The organism is Bartonella taylorii (assembly GCF_023920105.1).
Lineage (GTDB): Bacteria > Pseudomonadota > Alphaproteobacteria > Rhizobiales > Rhizobiaceae > Bartonella > Bartonella taylorii.
This window is the reverse complement of record NZ_CP083693.1, coordinates 608,054-623,185: the sequence shown is the minus strand read 5'-3', so window position 1 is coordinate 623,185 and position 15,132 is coordinate 608,054. Positions and strand designations below refer to the sequence as shown.

Sequence of the window (15,132 nt, the reverse complement as noted above, 5' to 3'; positions counted from 1 at the left end):
AAGAGAAATTATGTTATTTAACTTTTTTAAAGTCAAAAATCTCTATCATCTCCTATGCAGTAAATTTACGAATCAAAGACTTTACAGACCCAGTGGATGGTATTTCTCTAAAAACACACAAAGATTTATTCAAAAGCCGTTTCTGGTCTTTGAATCACCGAATAAATCACTAGAGTCTCAGTTAATGGTTTGTGCACTTCTGCCTTATCAAACAATACAACCATTTATGATCTAAGCTGCTAGATTTAAAAGAATAAAAATGCTAAATTTTGATTAATTTTACGGATAAACTACTCATGAATCCTTGCAATAATAATATCGCCATTACACCAGAATTAATTGCACAACACGGCTTAAAAGATGATGAGTATCAACATATCCTAACCTTAATTGGGAGAGAGCCAACATTTACTGAGCTGGGAATTTTTTCTGCAATGTGGAACGAACATTGTTCTTATAAATCATCTAAAAAGTGGCTTAAAACTCTCCCAACAAAAGGAAAGTGTGTTATTCAAGGACCTGGTGAAAATGCTGGTGTTGTGGATATTGGTGAAGGTCAATGCGTAGTTTTCAAAATGGAGAGTCATAACCATCCCTCCTACATTGAGCCTTATCAAGGTGCGGCGACAGGTGTTGGTGGCATTTTACGAGATGTCTTTACAATGGGTGCCCGCCCTATCGCAACCATGAATGCATTGCGATTTGGTTCTCCTGATCATCCTCGAACACGCCATCTTGTTGCTGGTGTCGTTTCTGGAATTGGTGGCTATGGAAATTCTTTTGGTGTTCCAACCATTGGAGGAGAAGTGAATTTTGATAAGCGTTACAATGGCAATATCCTTGTCAACGCTTTTGCCGCTGGTATTGCAAAAACAAACTCTCTTTTTTACTCTAAAGCGCAAGGAGTAGGGCTTCCTGTCGTTTATCTTGGTGCCAAAACAGGACGTGATGGTGTCGGTGGAGCAACAATGGCTTCTGCCGAATTTGATGATTCAATCAGTGAAAAACGCCCAACCGTTCAAGTGGGTGATCCTTTTACGGAAAAATGCCTTTTTGAAGCTTGCTTAGAACTCATGGAGCTAGGAGCTGTCATTGCTATCCAAGATATGGGAGCAGCAGGCTTAACATCTTCTGCAGTTGAAATGGGAGCAAAAGGAAATTTGGGTATAGAGCTTAACCTCGATAAAGTTCCTGTTCGTGAAGAAAACATGACAGCCTACGAAATGATGCTTTCTGAAAGCCAAGAGCGTATGCTCATGGTTCTGAAACCAGAAATGGAACAACAAGCAGCTAAAATTTTTCATAAATGGGGACTTCATTTTTCCATTATTGGCAAAACAACAGATGATTTACGTTTTCGCGTAAAGCATCAAGGGGAAGAAGTTGTTAATCTTCCTATAAAAGAACTGGGGAATGAAGCACCTGTTTATGATCGTCCTTGGAGTGAGCCTGCTAAAAAAACACTTCTTAAAGCAGAAGACGTTGAGAAAGTCGAAAATCTTGGTGATGCACTCCTTACACTGCTAAACTCTGCCAATCAAAGTTCACGGCGATGGATTTATGAACAATATGACACTTTTATACAAGGTAATACGCTTGTTCGCCCAGGAGGCGATGCAGGAGTCGTCCGTGTAAGCAATAACGACAAACGTGCTCTTGCCTTTTCTTCTGATGTGACACCTCGATATTGTGAAGCTGATCCCTACGAAGGAGGAAAACAAGCCGTTGCAGAATGCTGGAGAAATATTAGCACTACGGGCGCAAAACCACTAGCCGCTACAGATAATCTCAATTTTGGTAACCCTGAAAAGCCTGAAATTATGGGACAGTTCGTTTTTGCTATTAAAGGCATAGGTGAAGCTTGTAAAGCTCTCGATTTTCCTATCGTTTCAGGCAATGTCTCTCTTTATAATGAAACCAATGGAGAAGCAATTCCTCCTACCCCCACAATCGCTGGTATTGGTCTTCTTGACGACTGGTCTAAAATGGTGACAATCAGCGGTATGCAACATGGAGATAATATTGTTCTGATTGGAGCTTGCGGCTCTCATCTAGGACAATCAATCTACGCACGGGACATTTTAAATATTGATACAGGTGCACCACCTCATGTCGATTTACAACTTGAAAAAAAGCATGGACAATTTGTTCGAGATGTCATTCATCGTGGTTTTGTTCATGCCGCGCATGACATTTCTGATGGAGGATTAGCTATTGCACTTGCAGAAATGGTCATGAAAGCAGGTAAAGGAATCAAAGCAAAATTAAGCAATCAATCACCAGAGCATGCAGAACTTTTCGGAGAAGACCAAGGGCGTTATCTCTTAGCAATCAAACCTGAAGCACTGAATAGCCTTAAAGAACTTGCACAAATAAGTGCAATTTCCTTAACAAAGCTTGGTATAGTTGAAGGCACTTTGCTTAATATAGATGGGATATTAAAACTTTCTGTAGATGAGCTCATACAAGCCTATGAAAGCTGGTTTCCAGAATTTATGGGCGAAAAATAAAGATTTTTTTCATTTCTCTTGGACCTTATGCTAATCTTACTAACAAATTAACAAACACAGGAGAACAATCATGGCAATGAGTGCCAGTGCAATTGAAGCACTTATTCGCGAAGGCATTCCCGATGCAACTGTAACAATTCATGATCTTGCTGGCGATGGAGAACATTACGCTGCAGAAGTTATTTCCGAAAGTTTTCGCGGTAAAAGCCGTGTTCAGCAACATAAAATGGTCTATGATGCTCTTAAAGGCAATATGGGAAACGACCTCCATGCTTTAGCACTACAAACCAATATTCCCAAATAATTTAAAAATTTCTTCTTGCATTCATTCACTCAATACGATTAGAAAATAGTACGAACATAAATGCACACTTATAAAATCTGCAATATCGAGGAATAGAGATGACTACTGTTCATAATTTTATTGACAACGAAATTAAAACAAATGATGTCATTTTATTCATGAAAGGAACACCTGATGCTCCACAATGCGGATTCTCAGGTCAAGTTGTTCAAATCCTTGACTATTTAGGGTTAAATTATAAAGGAATTAATATTTTAACTTCTAATGAATTGCGTCAAGGAATCAAAGACTATTCAAATTGGCCAACAATTCCGCAACTTTATATAAAAGGTGAATTTGTTGGAGGCTGTGATATTGTTAAAGAAATGTTTCAAAACAATGAATTGCAAGAACTGCTAAAAGAAAAAGACATTCCCTGCAATAAATCATAAGCATCTCTTATTTTATCCAGTCTTTTATAGAACCGTGTTCAGTCGAAACTTTTATTTCAAGGACGCATATGTCACATTCAATCGACGAACAAACGCATAGTGATACGATTAGAAAAAAAATCGGCTATAAAGAATTTGTTGTCCTCATTGGTTCGCTTATGGCCATCAATTCTATAGCCGTTGACATTATGCTGCCGGCTATGCCTGATATTTTAAACAGCTTACATGTCATTAATGAAAATGATCAGCATTATATCATTTCTTGTTATCTTATTAGCTATGGTATCACACAAATATTTTTTGGTCCAATAAGTGATCGTTATGGGCGACGTAAGATCCTTCTCATTGGTCTTGCTTTTTATTCATTTACGGCGATTGGTTGTGCTTTTATATCCAATTTTTCTTTATTGCTTATTTTACGTATCTTGCAAGGCATGGGAGGTGCCGCTATGCGTGTACTCACTGTTTCCATTGTACGTGATCTTTATAGTGGTCGAAAAATGGCAGAAGTCATGTCTATCGTCATGATGGTTTTTCTTATCGCACCAATGATTGGACCCGCAACAGGACAAGTTATTCTACTATTCGGGCACTGGCAATTTATTTTTATATTCATGGCAATGATCGGTTTTGGTCTCATGATTTGGATTCAATTGCGCTTGCCTGAAACTCTTTATGCACAACGCTCTCTTTCTTTTTCTTCGATCAGACATAATCTATGGATCGTTATAACCAATCGCACAACACTTTGCTACACACTGGCAACTTCTATCATTCTAGGTTGCATTTTTACCGCCGTTAATACATCACAACAAACATATGAGGGGATTTATAACCTAGGTCTCTGGTTTCCCCTTGCATTTGCTCTTGGTGCTGCGTTTCAAGCTCTATCCTCATTCTTTAATTCTCAACTTGTCGGACGTCTCGGAATGCGCCGTATCGCACACACAATGCTTTTACTCTTTTGTGCCACTTCATTCATCTGGTTTGTCGGATCCATCTTAGCAGATGGCGTTATCCCTTTTCCTTTTTTCATGCTGTTGTTCTGCATACTAATGTTTGCATGCGGCGGTATTATGGCAAATTTCAATACACTTGCTCTCGAATCTGTAGGAAAAATCGCAGGAACAGCATCTTCTGTATCTGGCTTTCTTCAAACATCTATCGGAACAGGCCTTAGCTTTTTTATTGCGCAACAATTTAATGAAACAACCATCCCTAATTCGGCAGGTTTTTTCTTTCTTAGTCTCATTGCCATAGTTCTAGTTTTATGGGCCGAACGTGGGCATTTCTTTAGGCAAAAAAATAATCCTGAATAAATATCGTGATAAAGAAGGTTAAAAGCCACCTTTACCAAAGATTAAATATGCAGTACAATTTAATTGGTAAATTTTCCTGATTTAGGAAAACCTTTTGGAACCAAACGCCCTCCCCCAGCACGCGTTCCCATCCATTCAATGAGATCATTAACTTGACGATTAAAGCAGCGTTCAGCTGTATCTTGCCAAGTTAAACCTTCTGATAAATTAAAAGTTTTGGCATCGAGAATACCACCCTCTTTATAACGTTGCAAACGAACACCTTTACCACGATTCATTTCTGGGATTTGTTCAATGGCAAAAATAAGCATTTTACGATTTTCACCAACCACTGCAACATGATCACCTTTTACCGGAACACAAAGCTTTACTTTATCAGGGGACTTCACATTCATAATCTGCTTGCCTTTTCGTGTATTAGCAATTACTTCAGCTGCAGGTACAATAAAACCATTTCCATGAAATGAAACCAAGAGAAGTTTTTCCTCTGCATTGTGCACAAAAGCTGTAAGAACATCATGTTCATCATCCATATCAACTAAAATACGAATTGGTTCACCATGTCCACGCCCTCCAGGCAAGCTATTTGCACCAATAGCAAAAAATTTTCCGCCAGTACTTACCACCACAATCTTATCTGTAGTGAAAGCCGGAAATGCTAACTTTAAGCAATCCCCTTCTTTGAAAGAAAGTGCTTTGTAATCACTTAAATGTCCTTTTAAAGCACGCATCCACCCCTTTTCAGAAATAACAATCGTGACTGGTTCTTTTTCGATCATTGCTTGATGAATATCACTAATATCATGTCTTGGTGCTTCTTCAAATGTTGTACGCCTTTTCCCTAAGAAAGTATCAGGACCAAAAATTTTACGAACCTTTATGATTTCTTCTGAAATTATTTCCCATTGCTTTGTATGAGAAGCTAACAGACTCTGCAATTTTTCTTTTTCAGCCTTCAGAGTTTCAAATTCTTTACGAATTTCAAATTCTTCAAGCTTACGGAGAGACCGTAACCGCATATTAAGAATCGCTTCAGCTTGATTTTCCGTTAATTCAAAACGGTCGATCAGTTCTTTTTTGGGTTCATCCTCTTCTCGAATAATCTGAATCACTTCATCAAGATTTAAATATGCGATAAGATATCCGTGAAGAATTTCTAATCGACGATCAATTTCATCAAGACGATAATGAGAGCGACGAATAAGTACTTCTTGACGATGTTCAAGCCATTGCTGCAAACTTTTGCGCAAAGAAAGAACGTTCGGTATCTTTCCCAAAGACAAAACATTGAGATTTAGAGGGAATCTTACTTCAAAATCAGTCAATTTAAAAAGGGATTCCATGAGGAGTTCAGGATCAATTGTACGATTTTTAGGAACAAGTACGATACGAATATCTTCTGCCGATTCATCACGAATATCTTCAAGCATTGGTAATCGCCGAGCAAGCAATAATTCTGCTGTTTTTTCAATAAGTCGTGACTTTTGAACTTGATAGGGAATTTCAGTAACAATAATCACATAAGAACCACGACTGCCGGCTTCCTGATGCCAACGTGAACGCAACCGAAAAAAACCACGCCCTGTCCGATAAGATTCCTCAATACTCTTTTTAGGCTCAACTAAAATGCCACCTGTTGGAAAATCAGGTCCAAGCACAAATTGATTTAATTCCTCATCATGTGCATCAGGATGTGTAATTAAATGTAGTGCCGCATCACAAAGCTCAGCAACATTATGGGGTGGAATAGATGTTGCCATACCAACAGCAATACCTGATGAACCATTTGCTAAAAGATTAGGAAAAGCCCCAGGCAAAACAACAGGCTCTTCATCTTCCTCATTATAGGTTAAACGAAAATCAATGGCGTTTTCATTAATACCCTCAAGCAGCAACGCTGCCACTTCAGTCATACGTGCTTCCGTATAACGCATAGCAGCAGCATTATCACCATCAATATTACCAAAATTACCTTGTCCATCAATCAATGGATAGCGAACAGCAAAATTCTGCGCCAAACGCACTAATGCATCATAAATAGATGCATCACCGTGCGGATGAAACTTTCCCATCACATCACCAATAATCCGTGCACATTTTGCATAGGACTGTCCTGGATTAAGTTTGAGCAAACGCATTGCATGGACAATACGCCGATGCACAGGTTTCAAACCATCACGTACATCAGGTAACGCACGGTGTGTAATAGTAGAAAGCGCATAAGCCAAATAACGCTCTTGTAAAGCAGACCGTAATTCTATTGGCTCAATATGTTCTTTATCAAAAGGTAAATTCATTTTATCAGACACAATATTAGAATAACAATTCTCAAAATAATGAGAAATTATTTCATAAGCTTTCTTCAGTACAATCTTTTATGAGTCGAATATTTTTATCAAAAATCGACTATATAAAAATAAACGTTATGATTAAAACATGAACAGAAAATTATATCAATTTGAAAAATTTATATGCGCATTTAAAACAATACATGGAAATGCTTAACGAATTAATTCAAAAGCTTTTGAAGGAATGATAAAACATCGTCTTTAAAAACTTAACGCAAAAAATAAATAGATAAAAGGAAGTGAAAAACACATCCATCGTTATACTTAGAAATGAACACTTTCAGGATAAACGGAAAATCTAACGATAAATAAGTTATCTAACCTCATAACTCTTTAAAAAGCAACCATATTGCATAACAACTACATCCAGTTTTTATGTGATGAGCTTTACAGAGCATTTAAAGATTATAAAATTCAAACTTTCTAGAATATCTCAACCTTTAGCAACACTACCTTATTCTCATAAACACTAAGACACGTGTTATTTTCTACATCGTTGAAAATCTAAAAAGCATAGCCCTAAGCCTGTTATCAACAGTATATACTCTCATATCATTGAAAACATTAAAATTTTATAACACAGTAAACGTGTCATCAACGTTCAAAATCCACCAACTTTATGAACTCTTTTTGTCAGCAGGAGCAATTCGGATTCCTAAATCACGTAATTGTACAGCTGCGACATCAGACGGAGCACTCATCAAAAGATCAAGCGCTTGCTGATTCATAGGAAATAAAGCAACCTCACGTAAATTTTTGACACCTTGTAAAAGCATAATAATACGATCAACACCCGCCGCCATACCACCATGCGGTGGTGCCCCATAATGGAATGCACGATAAAGAGCACCAAAGCGATTTTCTACAACTTCCTTAGTAAGACCAGCAAGATTAAAAACTTTAAGCATCATTTCTGGTGAATGATTACGGATTCCACCCGAAGCAATCTCATAACCATTGCATACAAGATCATATTGAAAAGCTTTAAGAGTAAGAGGATCTTGGCATTCAAGCGCATCCTGCCCCCCCTGAGGAAGAGAAAAAGGATTATGAGCGAAATCAAGTTTTTTTTCATCTTCATTCCATTCAAAAAATGGAAAATCAACAATCCATGCTAAAGAGAAACATTCCCGATCGATAAGGTTTAATTCTTCGCCTACCCGCGTACGTGCTGATCCTGCAAAAGATGCAAATTTCTTTGGATCTCCTGCCACGAAAAAACAAGCATCACCATTTTCAAGTCCAAGCTGTATACGAAGTGCTTCGGTCCTCTGCTCACCAATATTCTTAGCAATAGGCCCTGCTCCTTCAAACTTTCCTCCTTCTTCACGCCAGAAAATATAACCAAGCCCTGGTTGTCCTTCACCTTGTGCCCATACGTTCATACGATCACAAAAAGCGCGGCTTCCACCAGTTTTAGCTGGAATAGCCCATACCTGTGCTTTCTCATTATTTGCTAAAATTTGAGCAAAAACTTTAAAACCAGAATCATAAAAATGCTGAGAGACATCTTCCATAATGATCGGGTTACGTAAATCAGGCTTATCAGAGCCATATTTTCGCATTGCTTCATCATAAGAAATACGAGGAAAGTTTTGTGTTACAGGCTTTCCATTTGCAAACTCTTCAAAAAGAGAGCGCATAATGGGTTCCATTGTTATAAAAACATCTTCCTGTTCAACAAAACTCATTTCAACATCTAATTGATAAAATTCTCCTGGAAGACGATCAGCCCGTGGATCTTCATCTCTAAAACATGGAGCAATCTGAAAATAACGATCAAAACCTGACATCATCAACAACTGTTTGTATTGTTGTGGTGCTTGTGGCAACGCGTAAAATTTTCCTTGATGAATACGACTTGGAACCAAAAAATCACGCGCCCCTTCCGGTGATGACGCTGTCAAAAGCGGCGTGGTAAATTCCGTAAAACCATTATCTTGCATAAAGCGTCTGATAGCAGCAATAATCTCAGAACGACGCATTATATTTCTGTGCATAGTTTCACGACGTAAATCAAGAAAGCGATACTTCAACCGAATATCTTCTGGATAATCAGGTTCGCCAAAAACAGGTAAAGGAAGCTCATCAGACTTCGAAAGAATCTCCACCTCTTTTGCAAAAATTTCAATCTCGCCTGTTGGAAGAGATGTATTAATAACTTCATCAGAACGTGCGCATACTTCGCCATCTACACGAATAACCCATTCAGAACGCACTTTTTCGATAATTTTAAAAGCTGGCGAAGCAGGATCAGCAACAATCTGTGTAATTCCAAAATGATCACGCAAGTCTACAAAAAGGATTCCTCCATGATCACGGACACGATGAACCCATCCCGAAAGACGAACGTTTGTCCCTACATCACATTTACGAAGAGCAGCGCAATGATGACTGCGATAACGGTGCATAGCTTTTGCCTTTAATTATAACATTCTATATGCGCTACAAACGCTTTTTAACAACCATTTGTCAAGATATGAGGATAAAGACTCAAAAAAAAAGTCAATAAAAGACAAATTTAATTTATCTGGTTATAATAAAATAATGATGAATCCTATTACACAAACTACAGATCTTGAAATTGCACTTGCCACTTTACGTACATCAGATTTTATAACAGTCGATACTGAATTTATCCGCGAGACAACTTTTTGGCCGCAACTGTGTTTAATCCAGCTTGCATCACCAGACACTACCGTTCTAATTGACCCAATGTCACAAGATATTGATTTACAAGCATTTTTTGATCTAATGGTAGATAACAAAATTGTCAAAGTTTTCCACGCTGCACGCCAAGATATCGAAACGATTTATCATCTCGGAGGAATTATTCCCTCCCCTCTCTTCGACACGCAAATAGCAGGATCAATCTGTGGATTTGGTGATTCTATCTCCTATGATCAAATTGTACAACGCTGCACAGGGCATCAACTTGATAAATCATCTCGTTTTACAGATTGGAGCTGCAGACCTCTTTCTGAAAAACAACTGCTTTATGCACTTGCCGATGTAACCTATCTGAGAGATATTTACCTCTTATTGAAAAAACAGTTAGAAAAAAACAAACGCATACACTGGATGGATGATGAAATAGCAATCTTATTATCACCAAAAACTTATGATATGCCAGAAGATGAAGCATGGAAAAAAGTGAAAGGAAAAGTCAAAAAACCTCGTGAGCTTGCTGTATTACAAAAAATAGCGGCTTGGCGTGAACGTAAAGCACGAAAATATAATATTCCACGTCGCCATATTATGAAAGATGAGTGCCTTATCGAAATCGCAACGCAACAACCAAAAGATGAAACTGCACTAAAACGTTTGCGCAGTCTTAACAAAAACTGGGATAAATTCTCAATCACGCAAACATTAATCACAGCTGTTCACGAAGGCTTAGCAGTCGATCTTGCGACTTTACCTGCCCTGCCTAAGCATAAACCACTTAATGATACGACAACCGCTGCTGTCGATCTTCTCAAAGTACTCTTAAAACTTGTTGCTAATGAAAATAATATTGCACCAAAAATTATTGCAACTTCCAGTGATTTAGAAAAAATTGCAAATGGATGTGTAAAGAAAAATATCCCTGCTATGAATGGTTGGCGTTATGAAATATTCGGGCAGAAAGCCGAAAAAATGCTAAAAGGTCAAATAGGGTTTTATTTTAGCAACGGAGAAATAAGCATAAAACAGTTCTAATATACAAAGAAAAATTTAACCATTTGTATACTAAGCATTTCGCAACAAAATTTTCTAAAGAAGAAAACTACCCATTTTTGTTGTTGCAAAAACTGATCGAAAATCAAAAGACCAAAACTTTTCAACCTCATTATGTCTCAATATAAATGGAAATAACCTCTATATGATAATACAGTATCTAAAATACACAGCAATATAATATATGAATAGATTTTTATAACCCAGGAGGAAAAAATCAGAAAGTTTCAAAAGCAAGGGGTATTTTTATTATTTTTGATAATTTTTTCAACCGCCCGAGAGGCCGTTCTCCCATTAAATCAGCGTAACGCCTTGGGATATACAATACAACGTGATCTGTTTTTTTACGCCATGATAAATGAGGCAAAATACCAGTAGTAGAAGCACTAAAAAGATAAGCAATACGCATAGTTGCACCAAGAATGCGTGCTTTTTCAATTATATTTTTGGTAGCCAATTGAAAAATGGGCAAGGATTCTTCATCAATGAGCAAACTCGTGTTGCGAAAAAAAACAGCCAGCGCAGCATAAAGACGCCCTTCATGAGAAATTCCCGGATAAGATCCTAATGCTATCTGATGAGCCGCCTCATTGCCTCGATAATCTGGATGTATACGCCAACCAATATCAGCAAGAAGACAGGCAGCTTTACGGTAACGACATTCATTTTCTGTTTCTGAAATTCCAAAAGTTTCAAAAGCATTGGACGTGAAATCAATGAGTTCCTCTGCTTGCTTTGGTGAACGTGCCCGTAAAATAGCCACTTCCGTGCACGCAGCAATTAAAGGATCTGAAAGACGAATCTTTTGTGATAAACGTGAATAAAGAAAGCCTTCACGGACTCCAGCTCCAGAAAAGATTATTTTTTCAAAACCCATACAGCGAATAAGTTCAATAAGAATGATTGCCCCATAAGGCAAAAGCTGACGGCGATTTTTTGAAACAGCTGAAATCCCTTTCATATCATCAATACTGCCACTCACGACAAAACGCAAAAAATCCTCCATCTCAACTGCATCAACTTCATAGCCATGCATCACAGGTAGCCGATAGTGTTTTGTTGCCATATGAAGCTTTGCCAAATTACGCCAAGTTCCTCCTACTGCATAAAAATAACGTGCCATGCCTTTACGAAGGACAGAAGATTTACAAAACTGCTCATGTGCAATTTTTTCAGCGACAGCAATATCATTATTGGACATATACTGTAACCGCAAACCACCTAATGGAAGAGTTATCCCTTCACCTACATCAGAATCATCAACATCAATAAGCTCGAGACTCCCTCCCCCAAGATCACCAGAAATACCTTTTGGCCGGTAAAAGGTAGAAACAACTCCATACGCTGAATAAAAAGCCTCTTCATTTCCTGAAAGAAGATATATTTTATCTTGCAAAATATTTTCAGCATTTTGAATAAATGTTAACCCATTTTTTGCGTCCCGCGCTGCTGCTGTTGCTAGAGTATAAACCTCATCTGCTCCAATTTGTCGACAAAGTGCACGAAACCGTTTCAGTGTTCGCAATGCCATTTCCATTGATTTTTCTTCTAAAAATCCAGTTTTTGCAACTCCTTGACCAAGACCACAGAGAACTTTTTCATTAAATAAAACTGTTGGTGAACGAAGAAGACCTTCGTAAACAACAAGCCTAACAGAATTTGAGCCAATATCGATAACAGCGATAGGCTTGCACCCTTTTAGCCGACCTTGAGCATTTATATATGTCATTGGATTTCAGTCTTTATGCACTTCAGCTTGTTGCCGATGCAACATAATTAAACGCGAAGCAGAAGACACAAAAGATTTTTCCCCACTCAAAAGACCTGCATTTGCCATAAAATACTCCTGTGCATTAAACGGTCTCTCACCTCTTTGCGGCGTTATACGTTTTGATGTCCCGTCATCTAGTATATCAAAGCTTTGCTGATTATCAATGATATTAGCTAACATAATTTGTAAAAGAATCTGCTGACGAACCGTTTTATTAAAAACTGGAACCAATATTTCAATACGATAATCTAGATTACGCGGCATCATATCAGCGGACCCTAAATAAACAAGTGCATTCTCATTAGGCAAATCTTTACCATTACCAAAGCAAAAAATGCGACTATGTTCAAGAAAACGTCCTACTATTGATTTTGCACGAATATTATCTGAAATCCCTACAATACCAGGACGTAAACAACAGATACCACGTACAACTAAATCAATCTGCACTCCTACTTGGCTAGCGCGGTATAAAGCATCAATAATTTCAGGATCAACCAATGCATTGACTTTCATCCAAATAGCAGCAAGCCGCCCTTTTTGTGCATTAGTAATTTCTCCTTCAATATGCTTAAGAATACGACTGCGCAATGTTAAGGGTGAAAAAGCAACTTTCATTACTTCATTTGGACGCGCATACTGCGCAATATAATCAAACAATAAAGTAACATCATGCGCAATATCATCATCCGTAGTAAAAAAAGAAAGATCAGTATAAACTTTAGCATTAATTGGATGGTAATTTCCAGTTCCAAGATGCACGTAAGAGCAACGGCGTTTTCCTTCATGCCTCACGATAAGTGACATCTTAGCATGTGTTTTTAATGCAATAAAACCAAAAACAACTTGAACACCTGCACGCTCAAGATCGCGCGCCCAACGAATATTCGCTTCCTCATCAAAACGCGCTTTAAGTTCCACCAAAGCGGTCACCGACTTACCTTGTTCAGCAGCTTCAATCAAAGCGCTAACAATTGGACTATCATTCGATGTACGATAAAGAGTTTGTTTGATTTCAACAACATCAGGGTCCCTAGCAGCCTGACGTAAAAACTGTACCACAACATCAAATGACTCATAAGGATGATGAAGCACGATATCATTTTCACGAATAGCTGCAAAACAATCACCATTATGCTTACGAATACATTCAGGAAAACGAGGATTATAAGGAACAAATTTTAGGTCATCGCGTGGAACAGAAACAATCTCTGATATCATATTAAGCGCCAAAAATCCATTGAGAACACTGATACAATTATCAGGAACAGCAAGTCCATTCGCTATAAATTGGCGTAAATTCTTTGGCATCTTCGCATCAAATTCAATTCGAATAACCTGCCCGCGACGACGCCTTTTAAGCGCTGCTTCAAAAAAATGAACAAGATCTTCAGCCTCTTCTTCTACTTCAATATCACTATCGCGAATAACCCTAAATGTACCAATTCCATCAACTTTATAAGTAGGGAATACATGACTTATAAAAAGGCTAACAATATCTTCAGACGCGATAAAACGAAAACAATTGCCCTCTTCTCGAGGAAGCAGAATAAAACGTCTTAAAACAATTGGAATAGGCAACAACACTATGAGTGATTGTTGATCAGTACACCGAGACAACTGAAGAGCAAGTGAAAGCCCTAAATTAGGAATAAATGGAAAAGAATGAACAGAATCAACAGGTAAAGGTGTTAAAACAGGAAAAATCGTATCAAGAAAATATTTTTCGAGCCATAATTTTTCAATTTTTGAAAGCCTACTAGGACAAACAATTTCAATATCATTCTGTTTTAACTCATAACGTAAAAGACTCAATTCTTGTAGTTGATTAACCTGCAAATGTGAAATCTCAGCTAACACAAAATCAAGTTGTTCTTGTGGTGTACGTCCATCTGCACTACACGATGTAACTCCAGCACGAATTTGTGCAACAAGGCCAGCAACACGAACCATAAAAAACTCATCAAGATTTGTTGCTGAAATCGAAAGAAATTTTAGCCGCTCCAATAAAGGATGCTTCGGATTAGCAGCTTCCATCAATACACGATTATTAAATTGTAGCCATGAAAATTCTCGATTAATAAACCGTGCCGGATTTTTCATCATTATATCCGACAACAAACTCTGATCTGCCACCATTTGTTCCATATATTCTAGCTAATCTTCTTATACTTTCTGAAACCCTTATTGGATAGATATTTCACAAAACGTTTTACGATATGTTACCGTATAATAATATATAATGGTCAGTTTTTCTTATGTTATTTACATTTAATATTTCAACACACTTGAAACTTTTTCTATGCACGAAATGCTAAGAAAACGCAAAAAAACCAGCATAACATAAAAGACAATTAAGTTTTCTTAAAAAGCACCTTGCATTATTATAAGCTTTATTACAAAATTATAAACTGATACATATAGAATAGAGGATCAAAATCATACCTGATTAAGGTAATTTATCGGGAGTTTTTATACCATGGCTGATAACAACATTCCCCATTTCCAAAATGACCTTGGATATAGCACAATCGAAATTGGTGTGAAGGAATTTATGTGTGTAGGTGCTACACAACCATTCGATCATCCTCATATTTTTATCGACATGGGATCAGCTGATGAAAAAATTTGCCCTTATTGTTCAACACTTTATCGCTATGTTCCCTCACTATCCTACAATCAAACAAACCCCACAGGATGTCTCTATTATCCAAGCAATTCACTATAGT

10 protein-coding genes are annotated in these 15,132 nt (G+C 37.6%); 6 read left to right on the top strand and 4 right to left on the bottom strand.

Annotation, left to right across the window (positions count from 1 at the left end; genetic code table 11):
* Positions 1 to 296: 296 nt before the first annotated feature.
* From purL to LBE40_RS02550, 4 genes are all read left to right on the top strand, one after another.
* Positions 297 to 2,510, top strand: coding sequence for a phosphoribosylformylglycinamidine synthase subunit PurL (gene purL, locus LBE40_RS02565; protein WP_004858998.1), 2,214 nt, complete (start codon positions 297 to 299; stop codon positions 2,508 to 2,510).
* A 70-nt stretch (positions 2,511 to 2,580) separates the two neighbouring features.
* Positions 2,581 to 2,814 (top strand): BolA/IbaG family iron-sulfur metabolism protein, encoded by a 234-nt coding sequence (locus tag LBE40_RS02560; RefSeq protein WP_004859001.1) that lies wholly within the window; start codon positions 2,581 to 2,583, stop codon positions 2,812 to 2,814.
* Positions 2,815 to 2,912: 98 nt separating this feature from the next.
* Complete coding sequence (gene grxD / locus LBE40_RS02555; RefSeq protein ID WP_004859004.1) at positions 2,913 to 3,245, top strand: Grx4 family monothiol glutaredoxin; 333 nt, start codon at positions 2,913 to 2,915, stop codon at positions 3,243 to 3,245.
* A gap of 68 nt (positions 3,246 to 3,313) precedes the next feature.
* A complete protein-coding gene (locus LBE40_RS02550) occupies positions 3,314 to 4,564 on the top strand; it encodes a multidrug effflux MFS transporter (RefSeq protein ID WP_004859006.1) in 1,251 nt (416 codons plus the stop codon).
* A 59-nt stretch (positions 4,565 to 4,623) separates the two neighbouring features.
* Here LBE40_RS02550 and parC read toward each other — a convergent pair whose 3' ends face one another.
* Positions 4,624 to 6,873, bottom strand: a complete 2,250-nt coding sequence (parC, locus tag LBE40_RS02545) for a DNA topoisomerase IV subunit A (RefSeq protein WP_040296901.1) — start codon at positions 6,871 to 6,873, stop codon at positions 4,624 to 4,626.
* A 656-nt stretch (positions 6,874 to 7,529) separates the two neighbouring features.
* On the bottom strand, positions 7,530 to 9,323 hold the full coding sequence (gene aspS / locus LBE40_RS02540) for an aspartate--tRNA ligase (protein WP_004859011.1): 1,794 nt from the start codon (positions 9,321 to 9,323) through the stop codon (positions 7,530 to 7,532).
* 136 nt (positions 9,324 to 9,459) lie between these two features.
* Between aspS and rnd the strand changes: the two genes are divergently transcribed.
* Positions 9,460 to 10,614 (top strand): ribonuclease D, encoded by a 1,155-nt coding sequence (gene rnd / locus LBE40_RS02535; RefSeq protein WP_004859014.1) that lies wholly within the window; start codon positions 9,460 to 9,462, stop codon positions 10,612 to 10,614.
* 235 nt (positions 10,615 to 10,849) lie between these two features.
* Here rnd and ppx read toward each other — a convergent pair whose 3' ends face one another.
* Positions 10,850 to 12,361, bottom strand: a complete 1,512-nt coding sequence (ppx, locus tag LBE40_RS02530) for an exopolyphosphatase (RefSeq protein ID WP_004859016.1) — start codon at positions 12,359 to 12,361, stop codon at positions 10,850 to 10,852.
* A gap of 6 nt (positions 12,362 to 12,367) precedes the next feature.
* Entirely contained in the window at positions 12,368 to 14,551 is a 2,184-nt protein-coding gene (locus LBE40_RS02525) for an RNA degradosome polyphosphate kinase (protein WP_004859019.1), read from the bottom strand.
* Between the two features lie 331 nt (positions 14,552 to 14,882).
* Between LBE40_RS02525 and LBE40_RS02520 the strand changes: the two genes are divergently transcribed.
* The gene (locus tag LBE40_RS02520) at positions 14,883 to 15,131 is read left to right on the top strand and encodes a zinc-finger domain-containing protein (protein ID WP_004859021.1); all 249 of its coding nucleotides are present in this window, start codon (positions 14,883 to 14,885) and stop codon (positions 15,129 to 15,131) included.
* The last annotated feature ends 1 nt before the right edge of the window (position 15,132 follow it).